Source organism: Pseudoduganella violacea, assembly GCF_014191875.1.
Lineage (GTDB): Bacteria > Pseudomonadota > Gammaproteobacteria > Burkholderiales > Burkholderiaceae_D > Rugamonas > Rugamonas violacea_A.
The window spans coordinates 83,035-109,163 of record NZ_JACHXD010000014.1 but is presented as its reverse complement, the minus strand read 5'-3'; the positions used below and the strand labels follow the sequence as shown (position 1 = coordinate 109,163).

Genomic DNA, 26,129 nt, shown 5'->3' with positions numbered 1-26,129 from the left:
ACATACCGATACATGGCAGAACAAGCAAAACTCCCGCTGGGCAAGCTGCTGATCCAGAAAGGCGTGATCAGCGAAGACCAGTTGCGCATCGCGCTGATCGAGCAGAAACGCAGCAACGAGCCGCTGGGCAAGCTGCTCATCATGCTCGGCTTCGTGACCGAGGCCACGGTACGCGAAGCGCTCAGCGAAAACCTGAAGACCCCGGCCGCCGACTTGACCAGCCTGGTGGTCGACGCCATCGCGCTCAAGCTCATTCCCAAGGACGTGGCGAAGCGCTACCGCGTCTTCCCCATCGTCTACGAGCGCCACAGCGACAACCTGATCCTGGCCATGTCGGACACCAGCAATATCGTGGCGCTGGACCAGATCAGCGCCATGCTGGTGAAAGGCATCACTGTCACGCCGCTGCTGGTGAACGAATCGGATATCGCGCGCGCCATCGACCAGTACTACGGCTTCGAGCTGTCCATCGACGGCATCCTGCACGAGATCGAAACGGGCGAGGTCAATTATCAGAGCATGAGCTCGACCTCGGACGAGTACAGCCAGCCCATGGTGCGCCTGATCGACGCCCTGCTGGCCGACGCGGTGCAGAACGGCGCGTCCGACATCCACTTCGAGCCGGAGCAGAGCTTCCTGCGCATCCGCTACCGCATCGACGGCATCCTGCGCCAGATCCGCAGCCTGCACAAATCCTACTGGCCGGCCATGGTGGTGCGCCTGAAGGTGATGAGCAATATGAATATCGCCGAAACGCGCGCGCCGCAGGATGGCCGCATCACCATCAAGTTCTCCGGCCGCCAGATCGACTTCCGCTCCAGCGCCCAGCCTACCACGCACGGCGAGAACTTCGTGCTGCGCGTGCTGGACCGGCAAAAAGGCATCGTGCCGCTCGACGGTCTGGGCCTGGCCGAGGCCGAGCTGCAGTTGCTGAAATTGATGATCGCCCGCCCCGATGGCCTGATCCTGGTCACCGGCCCCACCGGCAGCGGCAAGACCACCACCCTGTATTCGATCCTGAACCATATCAATACCGAAAGCGTCAACATCATGACGCTGGAAGACCCGGTCGAATACCCGATGAATATGATCCGCCAGACCTCGGTCAACGAATCGGCCAAGCTGGGCTTCGCCGACGGCATCCGCTCCATGATGCGGCAAGACCCGGACGTGATCCTGGTGGGCGAGATCCGCGACAAGGAAACGGCCGATATGGCCTTCGCCGCCGCCATGACCGGCCACCAGGTGTATTCCACCCTGCACACCAATTCGGCGGTCGGCTCGGTGTCGCGCCTGTTGGACATTGGCGTGCTGCCCGACATCATGGCTGGCAATATCATCGGCGTGATCGCGCAGCGCCTGGTGCGCAAGCTGTGCCTGCACTGCCGCGAGCCGATGCAGGCCGACCCGATCGAACGCCGCCTGCTCGGGCTGGACGAGGAACAGCCGCCGGCCACCATCTACCGCGCCGTGGGCTGCGAACGCTGCGCCCATCAGGGCTACAAGGGCCGCCTGGCCATCATGGAGCTGCTGAAGATGAACGGCGAGCTCGACGAGCTGGTGGCGCGCCGCGCCAGCAACCGCGAGCTGCGCGCCGCCGCCAGCGCGGCCGGTTTCCGCACCCTGGTCGACGACGGCATGCGCCGCGTGCTGGAAGGCGTGACCACGCTGGAAGAAGTCTCGCGCGTGGTGGATCTGACGGACAGGTTGAGCTGATGCCGCAATTTATCTACCGCGCCATGGACGCCGCCGGCCAGGTGGTGCCGGGCAATATGGACGCGCTCAACGTGCCGGACCTGGAACTGCGCCTGGGCCGCATGCAGCTGGACCTGATCGATTGCCGCGAAAGCCGGCAAAAAGTGGTGGCCGTGGGCCGCAAGCCGGTGCGGCGCAGCGATCTGATTAATTTCTGCTTCCATATGGAGCAGATGGCGAATGCCGGCGTGCCAATCCTGGAAGGCCTGGCCGACCTGCGCGACAGCATGGACCATGCGCGCTTCCGCGAAATCATCACCGACCTGATCGAAAGCATCGAGGGCGGCCTGCAGCTGTCCGACGCGCTGGCCGCCTATCCCGAAGTGTTCGACCTCACCTTCACCAGCCTGATACGCGCCGGCGAAGCGAGCGGCAAGGTCAATGAGGTATTCCGCAACCTGGCCGACAGCCTGCGCTGGCAGGACGAGCTGGCGGCGCAGACCAAGAAGATGGCGACTTATCCCGCCGTGGTGGCAACCGTGGTCATCGCCGTCACCTTCTTCCTGATGATCTACCTGGTGCCGCAACTGACCTCCTTCATCAAAAACCAGGGCGGCGAACTGCCGCTGCATACGCGGGTGCTGATCGCGGTATCGAATGTCTTCATCGCCTACTGGTATCTGCTGCTGGCCGCGCCGGTGCTGGCCTGGTTCGGCCTGCGCCACTGGCTGCGCCGCAGCGAGGCCGCGCGCTACGCCGCCGACGCCTTCAAGCTGCGCGTCTGGCTGATCGGGCCGGTGCTGCACAAGATCATCCTGGCGCGCTTCGCCACCTTCTTCGCGCTGATGTACGCCTCCGGCATCACCATCCTGGAATGCATCCGCCTGTCCGAGGGCATTGCCGGCAACCGTGTGGTGGCGGCCGCCCTGCGCCGCGCCGGCCAGCAGATTTCCGATGGCCAGAGCGTGACGCAAGCCTTCCAGAGCACCGGCATCTTCCCGCCGCTGGTGGTGCGCATGCTCAAGGTGGGCGAGGCCACCGGCGCGCTGGACGGGGCGCTGCGCAATGTCAGCTACTTCTATAACCGCGAGGTGAAGGAGCAGATCGAGAAGGTGCAGGCCATGATCGAGCCGGCCATGACGGTGATCCTGGGCCTGCTGCTGGGCTGGATCATGCTGTCCGTGCTCGGGCCGATTTACGACACGATCAGCAATATCAGGATCTGACCATGTTGCGCAAACAGCTTTTTTATCTCAGCAGCGAAGGCCTTTGGGCCAGCCTGTGCCAGCGCGGCGCCACGACGGACCACACCTTCTTCGCCGCCGACGCCGCCGGCCTGCGAGCCTTCGCCGCCTGGCTGGAACGCCAGGGCCAGACGCCGGCCTGGCTGCTGGCCGACCTGGTGGAAGAGGATTTCCAGGTGCAGCAGCTGCCCCACGTGGGCGGCAAGGCCGGGCGCAATCTGCGCGAACGCCGCCTGTCCCAGCTTTACCGCGAAACGCCCTACCGCCGCGCCACCATTCTGGGCCGCGCCGCCGATGGCCGGCGCGACGACCGGGTGCTGCTGTCGGCGCTGACCAATCCCGCCCTGCTCGCGCCCTGGCTGGAAGCCATGGAAGAAGCGGCCACGCCGCTGGCCGGGATTTATTCGGCGGCCCTGCTCAGCACCGAGCTGGTACAGCGCCTGCTGGCGGGACAGGAACATCTGCTGCTGGTCACGCCGCAGTCGGCCGGCCTGCGGCAAAGCTATTTCCGCAACGGGGCGCTGAAATTCTCGCGCCTGACGCCCACCGTCGGCGGCGAACACCTGGCCAGCGGGGTGGCGGCGGAAACCGCGCGCGCCCAGCAATTTCTCACCAGCGTGCGCCTGATCGGGCGTGGCGACGTGCTGCATACAGCGATCCTCGCGCCAGGCGCGCAGATTGCGGCGCTGGCACAGCTATGCCAGGATGGCCCGGAAACGGCCTTCAACTTCCTGCCGCTGGAAGACGTGGCGCCGCAGTTCGGCGCCGATCCCGCCGCGCCGCTGGCCGACGGCCTGCTGCTGGCGCGCTTGGCGCGGGCGCGTCCGCCCGGTCACTACAGCCGGGGCGAGGTGCGCCGCCACTTCCAGTTGTGGCGGGCGCGCATCTCGCTATATGCATCGAGCGCCGTGATCGGCGTAGCGGGCCTGGTCTGGACGGTGGCCAACCTGATCAGCTACGGCACGGCCGAAAGCCATGCGGCGGAGCTGCGGGCGGAAGCGGCGCGCAAGGAAAGCGCCTACCAAGCCAGCATGTCCACCATGCCGCCAACGGCCGCGCGCACCGCCAATATGAAGGCGGCCGTCAGCATCGAAAAACTGCTAGCCGAGCAAGGCCCGGCGCCGGAAGCCATGTTGCAACTGGTCAGCGCGGCGCTGGAGCAGTCGCCGCAAATCCGCCTGACGCAGCTCGACTGGCAGGTCCAAGTAGCGGGCCTGCCCGCGCAGGCGGACGGCGGTGCCCCGGCTGCCGCGACCGGCGCCATGCCCGGCCTCGGCGCCGATGCCCAGGCGCAGGCGGTGACGCCCATGCCGGCCCTGCTGCTGGGCATTCCGCGCCGTCCGCCGCAAACCCTGCGGCTGGAAGCCGAGGTGCTGGTGCAGCAGGACGATTACCGCGCGGTCCTCGACAGCATGAACGGCTTTGCCCAGGCGCTGGCGCGCACGCCGCGCATGACGGTGCAAATCGGCAGCCTGCCTTTCGACGTGCGCTCCAACGTGAAACTGAGCGGACGCGCGGGCAGCAGCGGCAATACGGTGGAGGACCGCGCGAAATTTACCCTGAACCTGGTGTGGAATCCATGAACGCGCAGCCAAGCAAGAAGAATCCCGATGCCGGCGTGCCGCTGCCCTTCTGGCTCAGCGGTTTCACCCGCATCCGCAAGGCCGCGCTGACGTTCGCCGCCACCGCCGGCCTGGCGATCGCCGCCGTCGCCCTCAGCTACTGGTACAAGCAGGATGCGCAGGATGTGGAAGGGCGCGCCCAGCGCGCGCGCAATGACGCCCATTCGCGCCTGACCTATGCCGAAACGGAGAAGGAGGAAATCCGCCGCTTCCAGCCGGCCTTCCTGGAATTGCAGCGCAAGGGCCTGGCGGGCGAAGAGCGTCGTCTGGACTGGGTGGAGAGCATCCGCCAGATCCAGGAGCAGCGCCGCCTGCTGCCGCTCACCTACCAGATTGACCCGCAGCAGCCCTACCGGCTGGAGCAGCCGCTGCCCACCGGCGACTACCAGTTGCGCGGCAGCCGCATGAAGCTGCATATGGACCTGCTGCACGAGATGGACCTGTTCAACTTCCTCGCCGACCTGCGCCAGCGCGGCTATTTCGCGGTCCAGGAGTGCAGCTTGCGCCGCACCGCCACCGCCACGCCGGGCGTGCAATCGCCCGCGCTGACCGGCGACTGCACGTTGAACTGGCTGACCTTGACGCCCCAGCCGGCGGCGCCGTCCGCGCCGCAGCCCGGCAGCGCTAAACGACCCGCGTTCGCCGTGCTGGGTTCCGCCGCCACCGCTGCCGGGAGCACGCCATGAAGCGCCTGCTGCTGGCAATCGGCCTGATTCCCTGCTGCGGCCCGCTGCTGGCCCAAGCCACCACGCCCAACATCGGCCGCCTATTCACGTCGCCGGAAGAGCGCGTGCAGCTCGACGCACAGCGCAGCAGCACGCCGCTTGGCGCAGCGGCGGGCATGCCCGGCATATCCTCCGGCTTGGTGGCGCCCGCACCGGCTCCCGCGCCGATGGCCGCCAGCGAAGCGCCACCGCTGCCGCCGGCCGAACCGGTGCAGCTGAATGGCGTGATCCGGCGCAGCGGCGGCAAATCGGTGGTCTGGGTCAATAACGTGCCGCTGGAAAGCCCTGCGGCGCGCGTGAAGGGCGGCGCGTTGTCCGTTCCCTTGCCCACAGGCGGCAGCGTCAAGCTGAAACCGGGGCAGAGTTTCAATCCGGCCGATGGCAGCGTGCACGAAGCGGGCCGCTAAACGCCAGGGCGGCGCGGCGCTGCTCCTGCTGCTGGCCGTGGCCGGCCTGGGCGCGGCGACCTTGCTGATCAGCGTCTTCGGCAAGCAGAATCTGGAAGCGCTGCGCGAACGCCGCACCCAGGCGCGGCTGGCGCAGGCTTCGGACGCGCTGATCGGTTTCGCGGCCCAGCATGGCCGCCTGCCGCGCCCCGCCGTCTCGGCCACCGATGGCCGCGAAAGCGCCGAACCGTGCGACAGCGAGGCCGCCTGCAGCGGCTTCCTGCCCTGGGTGGCGCTGGCCGTGGAAGGCGCCGACAGCTGGGGCAAGGTACTGCGCTACAGCGTGACGCCGGAGTACACGCGCGCGCCGCTGCTGCGCATTTCCGCCGTCGCCACCAAGCGCGTGCAGACCCGTGACGGCCAGGGCAATCTTTTGTACGCGGTCGGACAGGAGGTCTGCCTGCTGTACGCGCAATGCGCGCCCGCCGTGGTGTTCTCGCAGGGACGCAACAATCTCGGCACCAGCGTGGCCGGCGTGGCGCAGGCCAACGGCGCGCAAAACAATGTGGACGAACAAGGCAACGACGGCGCGGTGCTGAGCTTCATGCAGCGCGCCGCCAGCGACAATCCGGCGATTCCCGGCGGCGTCTTCGACGACCTGCTGCTGCCGCTGCCGCTGCCGACACTATATGAAAGGATGGCGGCGGCGCGCGCCCTGCCCTAGCATGATGAAGACGAAGAACGCAGGTTTCACCCTGGTCGAAATGGCCATCGTGCTAGTGATCGTGGGCCTGATGGTGGGCGGCCTGCTGGCGCCGCTGAGCAGCCAGCTGGAACAGCGCCGCACGGCCGATACGCAAAAGACGCTGGAAGAAGCGCGTGAGGCCCTGCTTGGCTTCGCGCTGCGCAACGGCTATCTGCCCTGCCCCGCCATTTCCGCCGCCAACGGCCTGGAAGACCGCGACGGTAGCCGCTGCACGGGCGAACGCCGTCAGGGCTTCCTGCCCTGGGCCACGCTCGGCCTGCCCAAGCTCGATAGCTGGGGCCACCTGTTCCGCTACAGCGTGACGCCAGCCTTCAGTGACAGCGCCGCCCCATTCCGCCTGCAGACGCCGCGCGACATCACCATCGCCACGCGCGACGCGGGCGGCAATCTGGTGGCGGCCACCGGCGTCAACGACATCCCCGCCGTGGTGCTTTCGCACGGCAAGAACGGCTACGGCGGCTTCAGCGAGCAAGGCGTGCGCGCCGCCGACGCGGGCAGCGGCAACGTGGACGAGAAAGCCAACCAGAACCCGGCCGGCACCGCCTTCATCACGCGCGGCGCCAGCGACAACGCCAGCGCCGCCGGCGGCGCGTATGACGATATCGTGGTATGGGTTTCGCCGAACATCCTGTACAACCGCATGGTCGCCGCCCAGCGCCTGCCCTGAGCCATGCTCGCGCCCATCCTGACCATCGCCCGCTACACGCTGCTGGAAGCCCTGCGCAACCGGCTGCTGTGGGTGCTGGCCGTGATCGCGCTGGCCGCGCTGGGCCTGAGCGGCTTTCTGCATGCGGTGGCGCTGACCGAGAGCCGCCAGATCCAGGCCGCGCTGCTGGCGGCCCTGCTGCGCCTGAGCGCCGTCTTCCTGATCGCCACCTTCGTCGCCACCAGCATGGCGCGCGAGGCGCACGACAAGGGCAGCGAGCTGCTGCTGGCCCTGCCCCTGCCGCGCGCCGCCTACCTGCTCGGCAAACTGGGCGGCTTCTGCCTGCTGGCGCTGTTGCCGGCGCTGCTGTTCGGCGCGCTCGGACTGTTCTTCGCGCCGCCGGCCCAGGCCGCGCTGTGGTGCGCCTCGCTGCTGTGCGAACTGTGGCTGGTGGCCGGCTTCGCGCTGCTCTGCATGTTCACCCTGAACCACGTGCTGCCGGCGCTGGCCGCCACGCTGGGCTTTTATCTGCTGGCGCGCAGCGTGGCGGCTTTGCAGCTGATCGGCCAGCACAGCGGCGCGGCCGACGCCGGACAGCGCGTCATCGCCGCCGGCATGGACTTGCTGGCCTTTGTGCTGCCCGCGCTGGACCAGTTCACGCGCAGCGAATGGCTGGTCTATCACGACGGCAGCTGGCTGCAACTGTCGGTAGTGCTGGGCCAGACCGCCATCTACCTGCTGCTGCTGGCCGCCGCCGCGCTGTTCGACCTGTATCGCAAGGAATTTTGATGTACGGCGTTGCGCATTCCTCCACCGCTCGGCCGCGCCGCCGCGCCGCGCCCTTGCCGCTGCAGCTGCTGCTGGCCGGCGCGCTGGCCGCGCAACTGGCCTGGCACGCCCTGCAGCCATCCGGCGCCAACGCCGGACAAGGCGCGCAGGCGGCGCAGCCCCTACCGCCGCCGATGCCGCTGGCCGCCTTGCGCCTGGCCAGCCTGGGTGAGCCGCTGGCCCTGTCCAAGCTGCTGATGCTTCAGCTGCAAAGCTTCGACGACCAGCCGGGCCAGCGCCTGTCGTGGCGCGAACTCGATTACGGCCGCCTGGCCGGCTGGCTGGAACGCGCCCTCGATCTCGACCCGCGCGGCCAATATCCGCTGCTGGCCGCCAGCCAGGTATATAGCGCCGTCAACGACGCGGCGCGCAGCCGCCGGATGCTCGACCTGGTCTACCGCGAGTTCATGCGCGACCCGCAGCGGCGCTGGCCCTGGCTGGCCCACGCCGCGCTGGTGGCGCGCCACCGCCTGCATGACCTGCCGCTGGCGCGGCGCTACGCGTCGGCTATCCGCACGCAAGCCACGCGGGCGCCGGCTTGGGCGCGCGAGCTGGAAGTGTTCGTGCTGGAAGATATGAATGAGCTGGACAGCGCGCGCAAGCTGATTGGCGCCCTGCTGTCCAGCGGCCAGATCACCGATCCGGGCGAGGCGCGCTTCCTGGCCGCCCGCCTGGAAGCGCTGCAACGGCGCGCTTCCGGCCCTGGTGTGGACAGGCCCGCCGCCGGGCTTGTAAGATAGGTTCAAATGAAAGGAAACGCCATGTCCCATCCCCGTCCGTTTTTGCCAGCGCGCCGCCAGCGCGGTTTCACGCTGGTGGAAATCGCCATCGTCCTCGTCATCATCGGCCTGCTGCTGGGCGGCGTGCTCAAAGGCCAAGGCCTGATCGACAGTGCCAAGGTCAAGAACGTGATCCAGCAATCGAACTCGCTGCAGGCGGCCGTCAACGCCTACCAGGACAAATTCCGCGCCCTGCCCGGCGACGACATCCAGGCCATGCAGCATGTGCCGGGCGCCTCCGGCAACGGCAATGGCGACGGCCAGATCACCGAATACCAGCTCGCGCCCCAGCATCTGGCGCTGGGCGGCTTCATCACCGGCGCCTTCAACGGCAGCAGCGACTTCATGACCAGCGCCCAGGGCGGCGCCGTCTACGTCTACAACGATGTGGTGGGCGGCCGCGGCGGCAACGGCATCCGTTTCGACAATCTGCCCGACGGCTTCTCCGAGCAGATCGACGCCAAGCTCGATGACGGCAAATTTGACAGCGGTTCGGTGCGCGCCACCAATCCCTATACCAATAACGGCAGCATCATCACCCGCACCGCCGTCTTCTTCTGAACCATGAGCCATCCACTCCTGCAGCGCCGCCGCGTCTACCTGATGCGGCATGGCAGCGTGACCTACTTCGACGCCGCCGGCAAACCCTTCCTGCCCGAGAGCGTGCCGCTGAACGAGGCGGGCCGCCTGCAAGCCACGGCCGCCGGCCAGGCCTTCGCCGACCAGCAGCTGCGCTTCGACCGCGTCATCGTTTCCGGCCTGCCGCGCACAGTGGAAACGGCGCGGCGCGTGCTGGCAGAAACGGGGCAGCAGATTGCGATTGAAGAATGGCCGGAGCTGGCCGAGATCCGCGGTGGCCGCCTGTCCAGCATCCCCGACGCACAACTGCACGAAGCCTTCACCGGCGCCTTCAACGGCGTGGTGGCCGAGGAGCGCCAATTTCTCGGCGGCGAAAGCGTGGGCGAACTGATGGACCGCATCCACCCCGCCCTGCGCCGCCTGCGCGACGATGCCGGCTGGGACACGGTGCTGCTGGTGCTGCACGGTGGCGTCAACCGCGCCATTCTGTCGTATGCCTTGACCGGCCAGCGCCTCTTCCTCGGCAACCTGGCGCAGACGGCCGGTTGCATCAATGCGCTCGACGTCGGCGCGGCCGAACAGGACTGGGTGGTACGCTTCGCCAACTACTCGCCGCCCGCCCCGCTGCAAACGGCCAACCGCAGCACCACGATGGAACAGCTGCTGGAACAGTACAAAAAATCACGCCAGCTTTCGCAGCAAAATAAATAGCACATACGTTCTTTTTCTAAGCTAGAATTGCCTGCAGCCGCATAACAGGAGATTCTATGTTCGAAGAGTTCATGGGCACCAAGGCTGTATCCGAGCGCCACAAGTTCGACGTGGCGGCGCTGGACGCGTATCTGCGCCAGCATATCGAAGACTACCCACCAGGCGAGCTGCAAGTCGCGCAGTTCAAGGGCGGACAATCCAATCCCACTTTCAAGTTGAGCATCGGCGGCCGGCATTATGTGCTGCGCACCAAGCCCGCGCCCGCCGCCAAGCTGCTGCCGTCAGCGCACGCCATCGACCGCGAATACCGGGTGATGGACGCGCTGCACAAGGCCGGTTTCCCGGCCGCGCGCCAATACCTGCTGTGCACCGACGAAGCCGTGATCGGCCGCGCCTTCTACGTGATGGAATTCGTCGAGGGCCGCGTGCTGTGGGACCAGGCCCTGCCCGGCATGACGCCGGCCGAACGCGCCGCCATCTACGATGAGCAGAACCGCGTGATCGCCCAGCTGCATAATATCGACTACCAGGCCATCGGCCTGGGCGACTACGGCAAGCCGGGCAACTACTTCCAGCGCCAGATCGAGCGCTGGACCAAGCAGTACCTGGCTTCGCAGACCGAGACCATCGAGGCGATGGACCAGTTGATCGCCTGGCTGCCGGCGCATATTCCGCCCGGCGACGACACGGCCATCGTGCACGGCGACTACCGCCTCGACAACCTGATCTTCCATCCCACCGAGCCGCGCATCCTGGCGGTGCTGGACTGGGAACTGTCCACGCTGGGCCACCCCTTCGCCGATTTTTCGTATCACTGCATGAGCTGGCACATCCAGCCCGGCCAGTTCCGCGGCATCGCGGGCCTGGACCTGCAGGCGCTGGGCATCCCGTCGCAGCAGGAATACATCGCGCAGTACGCGGCCCGCACCGGCAAGGCCATCCGCCTGCAGGACTTCAATTTCTACCTCGCCTTCAATATGTTCCGCCTGGCCAGCATCATGCAAGGCATCATGAAACGCTACGTGGACGGCACGGCGGCCAGCGCGCAAGCCCTGGAATCGGGCAAGATGGCGCGGCCGATGGCGCAACTGGGCTGGTCTTACGCCAGCGGCAAAGCAGTCGTTTAAGGGGACAGCATGGATTTCGACTATTCAGAACGCTGCAAGCAATTGCAGGCCAAGCTGCTGGCCTTCATGGACCAGCATATCTATCCGAACGAGCAGGCGTTTTACCAGGAGGTGGAGCGCAACGGCCGCGAAAAAGGCAACCGCTGGATTCCCACCGAGATCATCGAGCGGCTCAAGCCCCTGGCGCGCGAACAGGGCTTGTGGAATCTCTTCCTGCCCAAATCGGCGCGCGCGCCGGACAGCCTGTCCAACCTGGACTACGCGCCGCTGTGCGAAATCATGGGCCGCGTGGGCTGGGCCTCGGAAGTGTTCAACAGCTCGGCGCCCGATACCGGCAATATGGAAACGCTGGAACGCTACGGCACGGAAGTGCAAAAGCAGCAGTGGCTGGAACCGCTGCTGCGCGGCGAGATCCGCTCGGCCTTCGCCATGACCGAGCCGGGCGTGGCGTCCTCCGACGCCACCAATATCGAAACGCGCATCGAACGCGATGGCGGCGACTATGTGATCAACGGCCGCAAATGGTGGATTTCCGGCGCGGGCGACCCGCGCTGCAAGGTCTTCATCCTCATGGGCAAGACCGACTTCAACGCCCCGCGCCACCAGCAGCAATCCATGATCCTGGTGCCGGCCGATGCACCGGGCATCACCATCGTGCGTCCGCTGCCGGTGTTCGGCTACGACGACGCGCCGCACGGCCACTGCGAAATCCTGTTCGAGAACGTGCGCGTGCCGGCATCCAGCATCCTGCTGGGCGAAGGGCGCGGCTTCGAAATCGCCCAGGGCCGCCTCGGCCCGGGCCGCATCCACCACTGCATGCGCGCCATCGGGGTGGCCGAGCGCGCGCTGGAGCTGATGTGCCGCCGCCTGCAGGCGCGCGTGGCTTTCGGCCGCCGCCTGTCGGAACAAGGCGTGTGGCGCGAGCGCATCGCCGAAGCGCGCATTCGCATCGACACGGCCCGCCTGCTGACGCTGAAAGCGGCGTATATGATGGACACGGTGGGCAACAAGGTGGCGCAGGCCGAAATCGCCATGATCAAAGTGCTGGCGCCGAACGTGGCGCAGCAGGTGCTCGACTGGGCCATCCAGGCCTATGGCGCGGCCGGCGTGTCCGAAGACTTCCCGCTGGCTTGCCAGTTTGCGCTGAACCGCACCCTGCGCCTGGCCGACGGCCCGGACGAGGTGCATCGCAACGCCATCGCCAAGCTGGAACTGGCGCGCTACAGCTGAAAACACGCCGCCTAGCCCGCGCCGGGCGGTTTACGCTTTCTTGCCCGCCAAGTGGTGGGCCACCAGCGCGTTCGCGTGGCCGTGGCCCAGTCCATGCTCGGCCTTCAGCCAGTTCACCAGTTCCATATGCTTCATGCCGGCGCGGCCGGCCAGCAACGCCAGCCAGTGCGCGATCGGCTGGCCGTACTTTTTCTCGATCGAGGGAAAGTAGGATGCCGGGCCTTTGACTTGATCGCTATCGCTCATTCTTATCTCCTAGGGTTTGAAGGTTGGGAAAACGCCGTTGCCGGCCTTTCTATCCCCACGACGGCCCAGCCGCGGGAAAATCGACACATCCGCCAAATATTTTTTGCATGCGCGCCGCAGGCAACGCCCGCCAGGGCAAAATACTACCGTGTTCGCGCCGCTCTGGGCTATCATCCTTTCACCATAGTGCCGGAGGCCCAGCAGAGTGAGCGCAGAAAGCAGCGAGTCCCTACCGTCGATCCGTTCGCAGATCACGCTGCTGGTGCTCGCTTGCATACTGCCAGCCTTGGTCGGCCTGGGCCTGCTGGTCCTGCACTTTTATCACCTGGAACGCAGCCAGGTGGTCGGCAATGCCCAGCGCATGGCGCGCGCGCTGAGCGCCGCTGTCGACCGCGACCTGCAAACCGGCCAGAGCGCGGCGCGCGCCCTGGCTTCCTCGCCCAGCCTGCAGCACAACGATTTCACCGCCTTCACCGACCAGGCCGCGCATCTGCTGCTGCCCGACTTTCCCGGCGCCCGCATCATCCTGAGCCGGGCCGACGGCAAGATCCTGGCCGATACCGGCGCCCCGGCCGATGCCCCCGACCTGTACGCCAACACCAATGCCAACCGCCTGCACTACCTGTTCGCCCACGGCCAGCCGGGGCTGAGCAATCTGGCGGCGGCGCGCGGCCAGCCGCCGCTGTTCGCCATCGATGTGCCGGTACTGCGCGACGGCGGCACCGCCTTCGCACTGAGCGTGGTGTACCGCGCCGAACGCCTCAACCGGCTGCTGGAGGAGCAGCATCTGCCCGACTATGTGATTGTCGGCCTGCTCGACCCCAAGGGCATCATCATGGCCCGCAACCGCGACGCCGAACGCTATGTGGGCCAGGCCACCAGCCAGGAGCTGCGCGAGAAGATGCTGCAGGCCAGCGAGGGCCAGATGCAGACCTATACCCTGGAAGGCACGCCGGTCTACGCCAGCTTCAGCCGCGCCCAGCACAGCGGCTGGACCGTGGCCGTGGGCGTGCCGGAAGACTATCTGATGCAGGATCTGATGCAGTTCATCACCTTCATCTCGGCCGGGGTGCTGGTACTGCTGATCGCCGGCTTCGCGCTGGCCTGGGGCGTGGGCGGCAGCATCGGCCGCTCGGTGCGCGCCCTGAGCGGCCCGGCACGCGCCATGGCTGCCGGCGAAGCGTATGAGCTGCCGCCGCTGGCCTTCCGCGAGGCCGACGAAGTGGGCGGCGCGCTGCGCCAGATGAGCGAGGATATCCTGCGCTACCGCCAGCAGATGCAAACCCTGGTCGACGAGCGCACCGCCGAACTGCAGCAATCCAAGGCCTTGCTGGAAAACCTGTACGCCACGGCGCCGGTGGGCTTGAGCTTCGTCGATCCGGCCCTGCGCATCGTAATGATCAACGACTATATGGCGGCGGTGAACGGCGCGCCGGTACAGGCGCATCTCGGCCATCAATTCGATGAGCTGATCGAAGACCCGTCGCTGCGCGCCGCCGTCGGCACGGCTTACCGCCAGGTGCTCGACAGCGGCCAGCCGATTCCCTTCGCCGAATTGAGCGGCGTCGCCCCCTCCGCGCCGCAGCGCATCAGCCACTATATGGCGGGCTACTTCCCGGTCTTCGACGCGCAGCAGGAATTGGTGGGCATCACCGGCGTGCTGCTCGACATCACCGCCAGCAAGCAGACCGAGGCCGAGCTGCAGCGCCAGCGCCAGCTATTCAGCTCCGTGGTCGAGAATATCCCGGCCATGATCTTCGTCAAGCGCGCCAGCGACCTGCGCTACGAAATGCTCAACCGCGAAGGCGAGCGCCTGCTGTGCCGTTCGCGCACGGCCTTCCTCGGCAAGACCGACGCCGAAGTCTTCCCGCCAGAGCAGGCGCGCGCCTTCAGCGAGGCCGATCGCAAGGTGCTGGCCTCGCGCCAGATGATGGATTTGCCGGACGAGCCGGTGAGCGCCATCGGCGGCGAAATGCGCTATGTCACCACGCGCAAGGTGGCCTTGCTAGACCAGCAGGGCGAGCCCACCCACCTGCTCGGCATCTCGCTCGACATCACGGAGCGCAAGCGCGCCGACGCCGCGCTGGAAAGCACCTCGTTGCGGCTGGCGCGCAGCAATGCCTTCATCCGCACCGTGACCGACAACCTGCCCGCCATGGTGGCCTACTGGGACGCGGGCCTGTGCTGCCGTTTCGCCAACCGGCGTTTCCTGGAAACCTTCCGCCTGACGCTGGACCAGTGCCTGGGCGCCACCATGGAACAAGTGCTCGGACCGCGCCTGATGGAGCTGACCCGCGAGCAGGTCGACGCCGCGCTGCAAGGCGTGCCGCAGAATTTCGCGCGCGAGCTGCAGCGGCGCAACAGCCCCAGCCAGCATGTGTGGATCAACTACCTGCCCGATTTCGATGAAGAGGGCGTGGTGCGCGGCTTCTTCGTGCTGGCCTCCGACGTCACGGAGCTCAAACAGCGCGAGCTGCAGCTGCAGGAGCTGAACCAGCAGTTGATGCACGAACGCGACCGGGCCGAAGCGGGCAGCCGCGCCAAGAGCGAGTTCCTGGCCAATATGAGCCACGAGATCCGCACGCCGATGAACGCCATCATCGGCCTGGCGCGCCTGCTCGAAGAATCGCCGCTGGAACGGCGCGAGCGCAGCTATGTGGGCAAGATCCAGCTGGCCACCCAGGCCCTGCTGGCGGTGGTCAACGATGTGCTGGACTTTTCCAAGATCGAAGCGGGCCAGCTCAAACTGGAGCGCGCCCGCTTCAATCTCGACCACATCCTCGGCAGCACCTCGGTGCTGGCCTGCAACGCGGCCTGGGACAAGGGCGTGGAAGCGGTGTTCGACGTGGCGCCCGACGTGCCGATGGAGCTGGTGGGCGACGCCATGCGCCTGCAGCAGATCCTGCTCAACCTGATGAGCAACGCCGTCAAGTTCACCGAGCGCGGCGAAATCGTGCTGGCCGTGCGCAAGCTGGGCGAGGACGATGACGGCATCACGCTGGAATTCCTGGTGCGCGACACCGGCATCGGTATCGATCCCGCGCACCAGCTGCGCATGTTCGAAGCTTTTTCCCAGGTCGACACCAGCACCAGCCGCAAATACGGTGGCACCGGCCTGGGATTGGCGATCTGCCGCCGCCTGGCCGACCTGATGGGCGGCGCCATCGGCGTCGAGAGCGTGGTGGGTCAGGGTTCCACCTTCCGCTTCATCTACCCCATGCAGCGCGCGCCGGACGTGCCCCTGCATCCGCCGTTGCCGCCCGCCCTGCAAGGCCTGCACGTGCTGCTGGTGGACGACAACGCCGCCTCGCGCGCCGCCCTGCAGCGCGCCGGCGAGTCCTTCGGCTGGACCGTGTGGAGCGCGGCCAGCGGCCAGGCCGCCCTGGCCCAGCTGCGCAAGGCGGCGCAGGCGCCGCGCGCGCTGGACCTGCTGCTGGTCGACAGCGCCATGCCGGAAATGGATGGCGTCACCCTGCTGATGCTGGCGCGCGCCGAGGAAGGCCTGCGCCTGCCCAAGGTGGTGGTGATGGCGCCCGAGCAAAGCAGCGAGGAACTGGCCCTGCTGGCCGAGGGCTTGCGCCTGGACGCCATCCTGTCCAAGCCAACCACGCCGCACCGCCTGCAGGTGGCGGCCCTGGCCGCCCTCAGCGGCGCGGCTGCCATTCCCGCGCCGCCGCCGCCGCAACCGCTGGCGGGCCGCCTGAGCGGCATGCGCGTGCTGCTGGTTGAGGATAACGAGATCAACCAGGAAATGGCGCAATACATTCTGCTGCATGCCGGCGCGCGCGTGGAAATCGCCGCCAACGGCAAGCTCGCCGTCGAGCTGCTGCAGACCGATCCGGCGCGCTGCGACGCCGTGCTGATGGACCTGCAAATGCCCGTCATGAACGGCTACGAGGCGGCCATCGCCATCCGCGCCTTGGGCCTGGTGCAATTGCCCATCATCGCCATGACCGCCAACACCCTGGAGGAAGACCGCAGCCGCGCCCTGGACGCGGGCATGGACGCCCACGTCGGCAAACCGATCGACGTCGATGAGCTGACCGCCACCCTGACCCGGCTGGCGCCCTTGTCCGCCGCCCGCCTGGGCACGGCGGCGGCGCAGCCGGCGGCCATGGCGGCCGAGATTCCCGCCAGCCTGCCCGGCATCGACCTGGACGCGGCGCTGAAACGCCTGGCCGGCAACTACCCGGCCTTTGTCGGCCTGCTGAAACGCTTCGAAAACTCCCAGGGCGACGCCGTGACCGAGGTGCGCGCCCTGCTGGCCCGCAATGAGCGCCGCGCCGCCACCCAGGTGCTGCACCGTCTGCGCGGCGTGGCCGCCAATCTGGGCGCCTCGGACGTGGCGCGTCTGGCCTCGCTGGCCGAGTTGATGCTGGAAGAAGGACGCGACGCCGAACTCACCGCGCTGCTGATTTCCCTCAGCGAGGCGATCGATGTCGTCACCGGCGCCGCCCGCACCCTGCCCCTGCCGCTGCAGCAGGACGGCGAGCCGCACGCCATGGATGCCGATCTGCCGCAGGCGCTGTCGGAACTGGTATCCTTACTGCAAAATAATAATCTGAAGGCGCTGAGCGAATTCAACGCCTTGCGCCCCGCGCTGGAGCGCCTGGGCGTGGACGATCTGCCCGCCGTGGCCAACGCCATCGACACACTGGACTTCACGCTAGCCGAAAGAAAGCTGCTGGAAATGCTGAAGCGGAAGGAGAACCAATGAGCTGGACCGATCTGGCCAAGAACGGGCGCATTCTGGTGGTGGACGACGCCATGGAAAACATTCAGATCCTGCACCACGCGCTGCGCGAGGAGCACGATGTGCTGTTTGCCCTGAGCGGCGAAAAGGCATTGGAAATCGCCAACCAGCAGCAGCCTGACCTGATCCTGCTGGACGCGGTCATGCCCGGCATGGACGGCTACGAGGTATGCGCCGCCCTGCGCGCCTCGCCGCGCGCGCGCGACATTCCGGTAATCTTCGTTACCGCCCTCACCCATCCCGAAGACGAAACGCGCGCCCTGGAAGCGGGCGCGGTGGATTTCATCAGCAAGCCTTTCAATGTGGCCGTGGTGCGCGCCCGCGTGCGCACCCAGCTCACCGTCAAGCGCCAGGCCGACGCCATGCGCGAGCTGACGCTGACCGACGCCCTGACCGGCGTGGCCAACCGGCGCAGCTTCAACGAAACCATCGACAGCGAGTGGCGGCGCTGCATGCGCGCCCACGTTTCGCTGTCGGTGATCCTGATGGATATCGACCATTTCAAGCTCTACAACGACGCTTATGGCCACCAGGCCGGCGACGCCTGCTTGCAGCAGGTCAGCGCCGCCATGAAACGCTGCGCCATGCGTCCGTCCGACCTGCTGGCGCGCTACGGTGGCGAGGAATTCGTGCTGCTGCTGCCGCAGGAAGAGCAGGAAGGCGCCGAACGGGTTGCACGCCGCATTCTGGATGAAGTCTCCGCGCTGCACATCGAGCATCGCTCCTCGTCGGTCAGCCACCATGTGACGGTCAGCATGGGGTCGGCCAGCATGAAACCGGGACCGGAATCCTCGCCCGAACTGCTGATACGCTCGGCCGACACCCTGCTCTACCAAGCCAAGGCCAGTGGCCGCAACCGCTACCTGGCCGCCTCGTTCTGAGGGCGGAAGCCCGGCTGGGCGATAAAGCGCTCCAGATGGTGGTCGACATCGCCCAGCGTCAGCTCGATCATGCTCAGGCGCTTGAAGTGGTGCGCCGCCGGTAGTTCGTCGGTCACGCCCATGCCGCCATGCAGCTGCACCGCCTGCTGGCCGACGAAGCGCGCCGCCTGCCCCACCCGCGCCTTGGCGGCGGAAACGACGCGGCGCCGCTCCTCCGCGTCGTCCGACGCCACTTTCACCGCCGCCAGCATGACCATGGAGCGGGCCTGCTCCAGATGGATGAACATATCGGCCATGCGGTGCTGCAAGGCCTGGAATTTGCCGATCGGCGCGCCGAACTGCTGGCGCGTCTTCAGGTACTCCAGGGTGGCCACGAAGATCGCGTCCATCGCGCCCAAGGCCTCGGCGCACAGCAAGGTCGCGCCGTAATCGGTGGCCGCTTCCAGCACGGCCCAGCCCTCGCCCTCGCGTCCCAACAGCTCGCCGGGCGCCTGGTCGAAGTCGATGCTGGCGGCGCGCTGGCCGTCCAGGGTGCGGTAGCCGCTGATGCGTACACCCGGCGCGTCCGGCGCCACCACGAACAGCGAAATGCCGCGCCGGTCGCGCTGGCTGCCGCCGCTGCGCGCCGAAACGATCAGCGCGCCCGCTTCCGCGCCGTGGATCACCACCGTCTTGCTGCCGCTCAGGCGATAGCCGCCATCCTCCTTGGCCGCCGCAACCGCGATATCGGCCAGGTCATGGCGCGCCTGCCGCTCACCCAGGGCGCAAGCCAGTTTCAGTTCGCCGGCAGCGACCTGCTCCAGGCGCCGCTGCTGCCCGCCGGCCAGCTTCAGGAACTGCGCGCCCAGCACGGTGGCGAAGTAAGGTTCCACCACCAGGCCACGTCCCAGCTCCTGCATCACCACCAGCATATCCACCGCGCTGCCGTCGAAACCGCCCTGCGCTTCCGGCACCGGCAAGGCCGTCATGCCCAGCTCCACCAGCCCAGCCCAGGCCTGCTCCGACACGCCGGCTGGCGAGTGGATGATCTGGCGCCGCGTCTCGAAGCTGTAATCGCGCTCGGTCCAACGCCGCAACGCATCGGCGAACTGCTGCTGTTCTTCCTTCAGATTGAAGTCCATGCTGTCTCCCTCACAAGCCCAGAATCATCTGGGTGATGATGTTCTTCTGAATTTCGTTGGAGCCGCCGTAGATCGTGGTCTTGCGGGTATTGAAGTAGTAGCCCGCCAGCGGCGCGGCAGCGTCGTCGCCGCCCGCCGCATGGGGCGCCCCGCCGTCCAGGTAGGCCGGGTCGAAAGGCAGCGCGGCGGGACCGGCCGCTTCCAGCATCAACTCGGTCAGCATCTGCTGGATTTCCGAGCCGCGCACCTTCAGTAGCGAGGCTTGCGGGCCGGGCGCCTGGTCTTCCTGCGCGATGGTGCGCAGCACCGTCACTTCCAGCGCCATCAGCTCGATCTCCAGATTGGCCACCTTGGCGGCGAACAGCGGATCTTCCAGCAGCGGCTTGCCGTGCTTGAGCTGGCGCATCGCCAGCTTCTTCAGCGCTTCCAGTTCGCGCTTGGAGACGCCGACGGCCGCGATCCCGGTGCGCTCATGACCCAGCAGGTATTTGGCGTAAGTCCAGCCCTTGTTCTCCTTGCCCACCAGGTTCTGCACCGGCACCTTGACGTTGTCGAAGAAGACTTCGTTCACCTCGTGCTCTTCGTCGAGCATGATGATGGGGCGCACCGTGATGCCCGGCGTGTGCATATCGATGAGCAGGAAGGAAATGCCCTCCTGCTTGCGCACCGTGGCATCGGTGCGCACCAGGCAGAAGATCATGTCGGCGTACTGGCCCAGCGTGGTCCAGGTCTTCTGCCCGTTGACGATGTAATGCTCGCCCTCGCGCACGGCGGTGGTTTTCAGCGACGCCAGGTCGGAGCCGGAACCCGGTTCGGAATAGCCCTGGCACCACCAGTCCTCGCAGCTCAGGATGCGCGGCAGATAGTAAGCCTTCTGCTGCGCGCTGCCGAAGGTCATGATCACCGGCGCCACCATATTCACGCCGAAAGGCAGGATGCGCGGCGTGCCGGCGCGGGCGCACTCGTCTTCCCAGATATGGCGCTGGGTGGCGTTCCATCCCGGCCCGCCGTATTCGGTCGGCCAGGCCGGCGCGGCCCAGCCCTGGCGCGCCGCGATGCGGTGCCAGCGCACGTAATCGTCCTTGGTCAGGCGTAGATGCCGGCGCACCTTGGCCTGCAGGTCGGGCGGCAGTTCAGCGTCGAGGAAGGCGCGCACCTGCTGGCGGAAAGCCTCATCCTCGGCGGAATAGTTCAAGTCCATGCTGTCTCCTTTTTTATAAAGCTGGGCAAAAAAGCACGATCGTTCGAACAACCTTCCGGCCGATTGTACAGCACTTGCGCGGCAGCGTGGCGCGGGTGTCGCATGGTGGCAAAGTGTGATGTTTTTACGCGCCAGGCGGGCTATATTCATGAGCTGATGCGCCGCGCACGATTCACCCCAAGGAGACGATATGCCCGCGTCCACGCCGCAGTTCAGCTCCCGCCGCCGCCGTCTGTTGCGCCTGATGGCCGCCGGCGCCGCCCTGCCCTGGCTGCCCGCCTGCGGCCCGCTGCCGCTGCAGCAAGGCGCGCCGCCGCTGTTGGCGGGCGACCTGCTGGTGGACGTGCACTGCCACGCCTTCAACGCGGCCGACCTGCCGGTGCGCGGCTTCATCCAGCATGTGGCCCTGCATGACGACGAGGACCAGATCGTCTTCGCCGGCATGGAACGCGCCCTGCTGCCCTGGCTGGCCGCCCTGCTGATCGAATTTATCGGCAGCGCCGCCAAGAGTGCGCGCGCGGAGCTGGAGGAAATCGACAGCGGCGCGGCCGGCGCGACGAAAGCCGCCAATGGCCAGCGCATCGAAGATGAGCTGGTGCGCGCCCTGCTCGCCGTGTTCGGCACGCCCAGCCTTGGCCTGAAAAACCTGCGTCCCCAAGACCTGCCCGAAGACGAGCAAGGCCGCAACGCGCTGCTGCGCGCCATCCGTAGCGAAACCGGCGGCGACAAAAGCCTGCCCGGCATCCTTGACGAGGCCGAGGCGCGCGCCACCGCGCGCAGCCTGCTGAGCGGGATCGGCGTCATTGCGCGCTACATCCGCTGGGGCGCCACGCTGCTGCTGGACCGGCGCGACATCGTGGCGCGCCTGCTGGGCCTTTACACGCCGCCCAATGCCAAAGCCCTGTTCACGCCGGCCCTGGTCGACCTCTCCTTATGGCTGGACGACGAGCCGCAGTCCGACCTGGAAAGCCAGATCCGCGTGATGGAACGCATCCAGCGCCTGCAAACCACGGCCGCCCTGCACTGCTTCGTGCCGCTCGACCCGTGGCGCCAGCTGATCGACGTCAGCGCCCGCCAGCGCCGCACGGCGCTCGACCTGGTGCGCTGGGCCGTCGAAGAGATGGGCTTCGTCGGTGTCAAGCTGTACCCGCCGATGGGTTTTCTGCCGGCAGAGAATTCGCGCTTCAATCTGAGCTATCCGGAACGGGCCGGCGACAATCCGCTGTTCCCCCTCTACCTGGACCATGCGCTCGATCAGCTCTACCGCTATGCCGCCGCAGCCGGCATCCCCATCATGGCGCATGCGGCCGACAGCAATGGCGCGGCCAGCGGCTACTCCGGCCGCGCCGCGCCGCGTTTCTGGCAACCGGTGCTCAAGGCCTATCCGGGCCTGCGCCTGAACCTCGGCCATTTCGGCGGCTTCGAACATAGCCTGATGCAGCCGCCCGCCGAGGATTGGGAAGAGATGGTCGGCCAACTGGGCGCCGCCTGGCCGGACGATCATGTGTTCGCCGACCTGAGTTATCTATCTGAACTGCTGCCAGGCCGCGACGCCGCCAAGGCACAGCATGTGCGACGCCAGATGGCCGGCTTCCTCGCCCGCCACGATCCCGAGCTGCGCCACCTGATGTATGGCAGCGACTGGGTCATGCTGGGCAAGGAAAAAGACCACGAGCGCTACACCGAAACCATCAGCACCCAACTCGCCGCCCTCGGCCTGGACACGGCGCGCAGCAAGCGCTTCCTGGCCGGGAACGCGCTGCGCTTCCTCGGCCTGCACCAGGGCCAGCCCGGCCGCCAACGCCTGGAAGACTACCATCGCCGCCACCAGCTCGACGCCAGCTGGCTGCAACGCGTGGACCAGTACCGCGCAAGCTGAAATGGCATCCGCTAAACCGGATAGGGACCGTCGCTGAACACCTCATCGTGATAGCCCTTGCTGCCGATGGCCCGCGCCAGCGGACTGCGGATATCCGCCTCCAGCGGCAGCGCCGACAAGCTTTGCAGCAGGCCGGCGAAGTCATGGCGCGGCTGCCAGCCCAGTTCGCGCCGCGCCAGGCTGTTGTCGTACACCCGGTCCAGCTGCGGGAACAACGACCAGCCGCGCCGCGCATACTCGTCCGCCACGGCCGGCACGCGGGCGCGTACCACGGCGGCGGCATCCGCGCGCAAGTCGGCCAAGTCGGCACGCAGCAAAGGCGTGGTGGCGCTGACGATGTAGCGCCCGAAGCCGATGCCGCGCGCGCGTTCCAGCGCGCAGCGGTGGGCTGCCACGATGTCCTCGATATCGCAGCGCCGGTTCAGGAACTCATTGACCTTGATATTCGCATCCGCATAGCGTTCGCGCACGCCGCGCTCGTCGTCGGTCTCGGGGAAAAAGCGCGAGGTGCGCAGGATCACCACCGGCAGGCCGTGTTTGCGCGCGAACAGCTCGCACAAGTTCTCCGCCGCCAGCTTACTCGCGCCGTAGATATTCTTCGGCACCGGCTGCAGCGTTTCATCCACCCAGACCGCAGGCTGGCCGGGCGCGGGCGACATGGCCGCGCCGAACACGCTGGTGCTGCTGGTCATGACGAAAGCGCCCGCCTGCGCGTCGCGCGCCGCCTCCAGCAGGTTCAGCGTGCCCTGCACATTGGTGGCGATGAAGTCGGAATAGCTATGCGTGGCCACATGCGGCTTGTGCAGAGTCGCCGTATGCAGCACCGCATCCACGCCGCGCATGGCCTCGCGCGCCACGGCCGCATCGGCGATCGAGCCTTGCAGATGGGTGTAGGGTGAGGACAAAATATCCAGCCCCACCGCGTCGGCGCCCGCAGCGCCCAGCACGCGCATCAGCGCCTCGCCCAGGTGGCCTGCGCTTCCCGTTACCAGTATCCTCATGCAGCCGCCTCCTGTATCCGTTTCTCCCACCGGAACAGCCACATGATAGCCAATTTGGTGATGGCGCTGACGCTGGCCAGCAACAGCAGGGGCCAGCCGGTTTCCAGTCCCATCACGCAGGCGAAGAAGATCGAACTCAGGTCCATGGCCAAAATGAACTGGCTCATACGCAGCGACACGGCGCCGGTCTGGCGCGCCAGCACGATCTTGCGGATCTGGTGCGCATAGCCCTGGGCCAGCAGCAGCGTCACCAGCACGATCAAGCCTTGCGACACCAGCCGGCCCTCGTCCACGAAGCGCTTGCCGAACGCCAGCCCCGCCGCACCCGCGAACATCAGCAGCACGGCCAGGCGCAAGGCCGTGTCGGTAGCCCGCGTGCACCGGTCGCGGCGGATTTCAGCCAGGATGCCCAGCGCCAGCAGCGCGGCAATGGCGCGCGGCCACACCATGAAATGGTTGAACGGTTCGATCGAGTAGCCGTACACGAAGAACGCCCAGTAGGCGAGGAAGCTGACCATGAACTGGTTCAGCGACAGCACATCGGATGGATGGTCATGCCCCTCGCGCCGGCGCTGCCAGATTTTCTGCAGCTGCGACCAGATGCCATACAGGCTGGCCAGGATGAACAGGGAATTCAGTGCTCCCGCGATCGAATACAGCAAATACGCCTCCACCTTGCAAATTTCATAAAACGGCAAGCATAAGCCAGGCGCCCGCCGCCATCAATGAAATTTACGTTTACGTTAACGTAAATTGATGTTATTTTTCGATGCATCAGGTGAGCCGCCCCTATTCCGGGGCCGCTTTAAACGGGAAAGCGGTGCGTTTCAAAACGAAACCAAGCCGCTGCTGCCCCCGCAACGGTAAGCAAGTGTGGCCGCATCAACCATGTCACTGGCCGGAAGGCTGGGAAGACGGTGCGGCAAGTCTTGCGAGCCCGGATACCGGCCTGATGATCTTAAGCGAATGAGCGCGGGCGGCGCTCCGGCTCATGGCCGGTTGACGTCTGCCTCCCTTTGGCTTTCAGGTCTCGTTTGTGCGCGGTGGGCGCGCAAGCGGGTGCGCATTGAATTCAATGCTGCGCCGTCCGCCGGCATCCGGCCGAACGCGCGTCCTCGCTGCCTGCGTTGGCTGGTGCCTTTTATCGTTTTGCCCCGGCGCGCGCGCCGGGCCGATGTGAGGAAGATGACCATGACCACCGCAGCACACAGCCCCGTCCCCAGCGTAAAGCTCCTGATCAATGGCGAATTCGTGGAATCCGCAACCCAGCAATGGCGCGACGTCGTCAATCCGGCCACCCAGCAGGTGCTGGCCCGCGCGCCCTTCGCTACGCCGGCGGAAGTCGAGGCAGCGGTGGCCGCTGCGAAAAAAGCATTCGTCACCTGGCGCCGCACGCCGATCGGCGCGCGCGCCCGCATCTTCCTGAAATACCAGCAGCTGATCCGCGAGAATATGCGGGAGCTGGCCGCCATCCTCACGGCCGAACAGGGCAAGACCCTGCCGGACGCAGAGGGCGACATCTTCCGCGGCCTGGAAGTGGTGGAGCACGCGGCCAATATCGGCAATCTGCAGATGGGCGAGCTGGCCAATAATGTGGCCGGCGGCGTCGATACCTACACTCTGCTGCAGCCGATCGGCGTCTGCGCCGGCATCACCCCGTTCAATTTCCCGGCCATGATTCCGCTGTGGATGTTCCCCATGGCTATCGCCTGCGGCAATACCTTCGTGCTGAAACCCTCCGAGCAAGACCCGATGGTGACGATGCGCCTGGTGGAACTGGCCCTGCAGGCGGGCGTGCCGGCCGGCGTGCTGAATGTGGTGCACGGCGGCGAGGACGTGGTGAACGCGATCTGCGACCACGCCGACATCAAGGCCATTTCCTTCGTCGGCTCGACCAAGGTCGGCACCCACGTCTACCACCGCGCCACCCTGGCCGGCAAGCGCGTGCAGTGCATGATGGGCGCCAAGAACCACGCCGTCATTCTGCCCGACGCCAACAAGGAACAGACCATCAACTCGCTGGTGGGCGCCACTTTCGGCGCGGCCGGCCAGCGCTGCATGGCCGTTTCCGTGGCGGTGCTGGTGGGCGAGGCGCGCAATTGGATTCCCGAGCTGGTGGCCACCGCGAAAACGCTGAAGGTCAACGCGGGCACCGAGCCGGGCACCGATGTCGGCCCCGTCATCTCCTGCGCCGCCTACGACCGCGTCAACACCCTGATCGAGCGCGGCGTGGCCGACGGCGCCAAACTGGAACTCGACGGCCGCAAGCCGAACGTCCCAGGCTTCGAACAAGGCAACTTCATCGCGCCCACCATCTTCTCCGGCGTGAAGCCCGGCATGAGCGTCTACGAGCAGGAAATCTTCGGCCCCGTGCTATGCCTGGCCGAAGCGGACAGCCTGCAGCAGGCCATTGAGATGATTAACGCCAACCCGAACGGCAACGGCACCGCCATCTTCACCCAGTCCGGCGCCGCCGCCCGCAAATTCCAGGAAGAGATCGACGTCGGCCAGGTCGGCATCAATGTGCCGATTCCGGTGCCGGTGCCGCTGTTCTCCTTCACTGGCTCGCGCGCTTCCAAGCTGGGCGACCTTGGCCCCTATGGCAAGCAGGTGATCAGCTTTTACACCCAGACCAAGACCATCACCCAGCGCTGGTTCGACGACAGCACGCTGGCGGTGGGCGTCAACACCACGATCGCGCTCAAGTGA

Annotated in this window: 22 protein-coding genes and 1 riboswitch; of the genes, 17 read left to right on the top strand and 5 right to left on the bottom strand. The window is 66.8% G+C overall.

Annotated elements, in window-relative coordinates; genetic code table 11:
• The first annotated feature begins 12 nt into the window (after window positions 1-12).
• From FHS03_RS21375 to FHS03_RS21315, 13 genes are read left to right on the top strand one after another with little or no spacing between them, the layout of a single operon-like run.
• The gene (locus FHS03_RS21375; RefSeq protein ID WP_183442952.1) at window positions 13-1,716 is read left to right on the top strand and encodes a GspE/PulE family protein; all 1,704 of its coding nucleotides are present in this window, start codon (window positions 13-15) and stop codon (window positions 1,714-1,716) included.
• Window positions 1,716-2,921 (top strand): type II secretion system F family protein, encoded by a 1,206-nt coding sequence (locus FHS03_RS21370; protein WP_183442951.1) that lies wholly within the window; start codon window positions 1,716-1,718, stop codon window positions 2,919-2,921. The genes FHS03_RS21375 and FHS03_RS21370 overlap by 1 nt, the downstream gene beginning before the upstream one ends.
• A gap of 2 nt (window positions 2,922-2,923) precedes the next feature.
• Window positions 2,924-4,522: a hypothetical protein gene (locus tag FHS03_RS21365; RefSeq protein WP_183442950.1), complete on the top strand. Its 1,599-nt coding sequence runs from the start codon at window positions 2,924-2,926 to the stop codon at window positions 4,520-4,522.
• Window positions 4,519-5,247 carry a hypothetical protein gene (locus FHS03_RS21360; RefSeq protein ID WP_183442949.1) on the top strand — a complete coding sequence of 243 codons (729 nt, stop codon included), beginning with the start codon at window positions 4,519-4,521 and terminating at the stop codon, window positions 5,245-5,247. Before FHS03_RS21365 ends, FHS03_RS21360 begins: the two co-directional genes overlap by 4 nt.
• Window positions 5,244-5,693 (top strand): hypothetical protein, encoded by a 450-nt coding sequence (locus tag FHS03_RS21355; RefSeq protein ID WP_183442948.1) that lies wholly within the window; start codon window positions 5,244-5,246, stop codon window positions 5,691-5,693. Before FHS03_RS21360 ends, FHS03_RS21355 begins: the two co-directional genes overlap by 4 nt.
• Window positions 5,665-6,396 carry a hypothetical protein gene (locus tag FHS03_RS21350; RefSeq protein ID WP_183442947.1) on the top strand — a complete coding sequence of 244 codons (732 nt, stop codon included), beginning with the start codon at window positions 5,665-5,667 and terminating at the stop codon, window positions 6,394-6,396. Before FHS03_RS21355 ends, FHS03_RS21350 begins: the two co-directional genes overlap by 29 nt.
• Before the next feature lies 1 nt (window position 6,397).
• The gene (locus FHS03_RS21345; RefSeq protein WP_183442946.1) at window positions 6,398-7,105 is read left to right on the top strand and encodes a type II secretion system protein; all 708 of its coding nucleotides are present in this window, start codon (window positions 6,398-6,400) and stop codon (window positions 7,103-7,105) included.
• A gap of 3 nt (window positions 7,106-7,108) precedes the next feature.
• Window positions 7,109-7,873, top strand: a complete 765-nt coding sequence (locus FHS03_RS21340; RefSeq protein ID WP_183442945.1) for an ABC transporter permease — start codon at window positions 7,109-7,111, stop codon at window positions 7,871-7,873.
• Window positions 7,873-8,652, top strand: coding sequence for a hypothetical protein (locus FHS03_RS21335; protein WP_183442944.1), 780 nt, complete (start codon window positions 7,873-7,875; stop codon window positions 8,650-8,652). The genes FHS03_RS21340 and FHS03_RS21335 overlap by 1 nt, the downstream gene beginning before the upstream one ends.
• A 21-nt stretch (window positions 8,653-8,673) precedes the next feature.
• Window positions 8,674-9,252, top strand: a complete 579-nt coding sequence (locus FHS03_RS21330) for a prepilin-type N-terminal cleavage/methylation domain-containing protein (RefSeq protein WP_183442943.1) — start codon at window positions 8,674-8,676, stop codon at window positions 9,250-9,252.
• Between the two features lie 3 nt (window positions 9,253-9,255).
• A complete protein-coding gene (locus tag FHS03_RS21325; protein WP_229426331.1) occupies window positions 9,256-9,981 on the top strand; it encodes a histidine phosphatase family protein in 726 nt (241 codons plus the stop codon).
• Window positions 9,982-10,037: 56 nt separating this feature from the next.
• On the top strand, window positions 10,038-11,108 hold the full coding sequence (locus FHS03_RS21320) for a phosphotransferase (protein ID WP_183442942.1): 1,071 nt from the start codon (window positions 10,038-10,040) through the stop codon (window positions 11,106-11,108).
• Between the two features lie 9 nt (window positions 11,109-11,117).
• The gene (locus tag FHS03_RS21315; RefSeq protein ID WP_183442941.1) at window positions 11,118-12,338 is read left to right on the top strand and encodes an acyl-CoA dehydrogenase family protein; all 1,221 of its coding nucleotides are present in this window, start codon (window positions 11,118-11,120) and stop codon (window positions 12,336-12,338) included.
• Between the two features lie 30 nt (window positions 12,339-12,368).
• Here FHS03_RS21315 and FHS03_RS21310 read toward each other — a convergent pair whose 3' ends face one another.
• Window positions 12,369-12,584 carry a DUF4287 domain-containing protein gene (locus FHS03_RS21310; protein WP_050408189.1) on the bottom strand — a complete coding sequence of 72 codons (216 nt, stop codon included), beginning with the start codon at window positions 12,582-12,584 and terminating at the stop codon, window positions 12,369-12,371.
• 205 nt (window positions 12,585-12,789) lie between these two features.
• On the opposite strand from FHS03_RS21310, the gene FHS03_RS21305 reads away from it, so the two are divergent.
• Together FHS03_RS21305 and FHS03_RS21300 are read left to right on the top strand one after the other, a co-directional pair.
• Window positions 12,790-17,301, top strand: a complete 4,512-nt coding sequence (locus tag FHS03_RS21305; RefSeq protein WP_183442940.1) for a PAS domain-containing protein — start codon at window positions 12,790-12,792, stop codon at window positions 17,299-17,301.
• The gene (locus tag FHS03_RS21300; RefSeq protein ID WP_183442939.1) at window positions 17,298-18,218 is read left to right on the top strand and encodes a diguanylate cyclase domain-containing protein; all 921 of its coding nucleotides are present in this window, start codon (window positions 17,298-17,300) and stop codon (window positions 18,216-18,218) included. Before FHS03_RS21305 ends, FHS03_RS21300 begins: the two co-directional genes overlap by 4 nt.
• Here FHS03_RS21300 and FHS03_RS21295 read toward each other — a convergent pair.
• Together FHS03_RS21295 and FHS03_RS21290 are read right to left on the bottom strand one after the other, a co-directional pair.
• Window positions 18,197-19,339: an acyl-CoA dehydrogenase family protein gene (locus FHS03_RS21295; RefSeq protein WP_183442938.1), complete on the bottom strand. Its 1,143-nt coding sequence runs from the start codon at window positions 19,337-19,339 to the stop codon at window positions 18,197-18,199. The genes FHS03_RS21300 and FHS03_RS21295 overlap by 22 nt on opposite strands.
• A gap of 10 nt (window positions 19,340-19,349) precedes the next feature.
• The gene (locus tag FHS03_RS21290) at window positions 19,350-20,540 is read right to left on the bottom strand and encodes an acyl-CoA dehydrogenase family protein (RefSeq protein WP_183442937.1); all 1,191 of its coding nucleotides are present in this window, start codon (window positions 20,538-20,540) and stop codon (window positions 19,350-19,352) included.
• Window positions 20,541-20,730: 190 nt separating this feature from the next.
• Between FHS03_RS21290 and FHS03_RS21285 the strand changes: the two genes are divergently transcribed.
• Window positions 20,731-22,419 carry an amidohydrolase family protein gene (locus tag FHS03_RS21285; RefSeq protein WP_183442936.1) on the top strand — a complete coding sequence of 563 codons (1,689 nt, stop codon included), beginning with the start codon at window positions 20,731-20,733 and terminating at the stop codon, window positions 22,417-22,419.
• An 11-nt stretch (window positions 22,420-22,430) separates the two neighbouring features.
• Here the strand turns inward: FHS03_RS21285 and FHS03_RS21280 are convergent, their stop codons facing one another.
• The gene (locus tag FHS03_RS21280) at window positions 22,431-23,420 is read right to left on the bottom strand and encodes an NAD-dependent epimerase/dehydratase family protein (protein WP_183442935.1); all 990 of its coding nucleotides are present in this window, start codon (window positions 23,418-23,420) and stop codon (window positions 22,431-22,433) included.
• Window positions 23,417-24,082 carry a hypothetical protein gene (locus FHS03_RS21275; RefSeq protein WP_183442934.1) on the bottom strand — a complete coding sequence of 222 codons (666 nt, stop codon included), beginning with the start codon at window positions 24,080-24,082 and terminating at the stop codon, window positions 23,417-23,419. Before FHS03_RS21275 ends, FHS03_RS21280 begins: the two co-directional genes overlap by 4 nt.
• 97 nt (window positions 24,083-24,179) lie before the next feature.
• Window positions 24,180-24,387: riboswitch (cobalamin riboswitch) on the top strand.
• A 224-nt stretch (window positions 24,388-24,611) separates the two neighbouring features.
• Between FHS03_RS21275 and FHS03_RS21270 the strand changes: the two genes are divergently transcribed.
• Window positions 24,612-26,129, top strand: a complete 1,518-nt coding sequence (locus FHS03_RS21270; protein ID WP_371871750.1) for a CoA-acylating methylmalonate-semialdehyde dehydrogenase — start codon at window positions 24,612-24,614, stop codon at window positions 26,127-26,129.

Excerpts from the sequence above, each read along its gene's own strand:
- FHS03_RS21375 (WP_183442952.1), top strand. The coding sequence starts at position 13 with ATGGCAGAACAAGCAAAACTCCCGCTGGGCAAGCTGCTGATCCAGAAA.
- FHS03_RS21370 (WP_183442951.1), top strand. The coding sequence starts at position 1,716 with ATGCCGCAATTTATCTACCGCGCCATGGACGCCGCCGGCCAGGTGGTG.
- FHS03_RS21365 (WP_183442950.1), top strand. The coding sequence starts at position 2,924 with ATGTTGCGCAAACAGCTTTTTTATCTCAGCAGCGAAGGCCTTTGGGCC.
- FHS03_RS21360 (WP_183442949.1), top strand. The coding sequence starts at position 4,519 with ATGAACGCGCAGCCAAGCAAGAAGAATCCCGATGCCGGCGTGCCGCTG.
- FHS03_RS21355 (WP_183442948.1), top strand. The coding sequence starts at position 5,244 with ATGAAGCGCCTGCTGCTGGCAATCGGCCTGATTCCCTGCTGCGGCCCG.
- FHS03_RS21350 (WP_183442947.1), top strand. The coding sequence starts at position 5,665 with ATGGCAGCGTGCACGAAGCGGGCCGCTAAACGCCAGGGCGGCGCGGCG.
- FHS03_RS21345 (WP_183442946.1), top strand. The coding sequence starts at position 6,398 with ATGATGAAGACGAAGAACGCAGGTTTCACCCTGGTCGAAATGGCCATC.
- FHS03_RS21340 (WP_183442945.1), top strand. The coding sequence starts at position 7,109 with ATGCTCGCGCCCATCCTGACCATCGCCCGCTACACGCTGCTGGAAGCC.
- FHS03_RS21335 (WP_183442944.1), top strand. The coding sequence starts at position 7,873 with ATGTACGGCGTTGCGCATTCCTCCACCGCTCGGCCGCGCCGCCGCGCC.
- FHS03_RS21330 (WP_183442943.1), top strand. The coding sequence starts at position 8,674 with ATGTCCCATCCCCGTCCGTTTTTGCCAGCGCGCCGCCAGCGCGGTTTC.
- FHS03_RS21325 (WP_229426331.1), top strand. The coding sequence starts at position 9,256 with ATGAGCCATCCACTCCTGCAGCGCCGCCGCGTCTACCTGATGCGGCAT.
- FHS03_RS21320 (WP_183442942.1), top strand. The coding sequence starts at position 10,038 with ATGTTCGAAGAGTTCATGGGCACCAAGGCTGTATCCGAGCGCCACAAG.
- FHS03_RS21315 (WP_183442941.1), top strand. The coding sequence starts at position 11,118 with ATGGATTTCGACTATTCAGAACGCTGCAAGCAATTGCAGGCCAAGCTG.
- FHS03_RS21310 (WP_050408189.1), bottom strand. The coding sequence starts at position 12,584 with ATGAGCGATAGCGATCAAGTCAAAGGCCCGGCATCCTACTTTCCCTCG.
- FHS03_RS21300 (WP_183442939.1), top strand. The coding sequence starts at position 17,298 with ATGAGCTGGACCGATCTGGCCAAGAACGGGCGCATTCTGGTGGTGGAC.
- FHS03_RS21295 (WP_183442938.1), bottom strand. The coding sequence starts at position 19,339 with ATGGACTTCAATCTGAAGGAAGAACAGCAGCAGTTCGCCGATGCGTTG.
- FHS03_RS21290 (WP_183442937.1), bottom strand. The coding sequence starts at position 20,540 with ATGGACTTGAACTATTCCGCCGAGGATGAGGCTTTCCGCCAGCAGGTG.
- FHS03_RS21285 (WP_183442936.1), top strand. The coding sequence starts at position 20,731 with ATGCCCGCGTCCACGCCGCAGTTCAGCTCCCGCCGCCGCCGTCTGTTG.
- FHS03_RS21280 (WP_183442935.1), bottom strand. The coding sequence starts at position 23,420 with ATGAGGATACTGGTAACGGGAAGCGCAGGCCACCTGGGCGAGGCGCTG.
- FHS03_RS21270 (WP_371871750.1), top strand. The coding sequence starts at position 24,612 with ATGACCACCGCAGCACACAGCCCCGTCCCCAGCGTAAAGCTCCTGATC.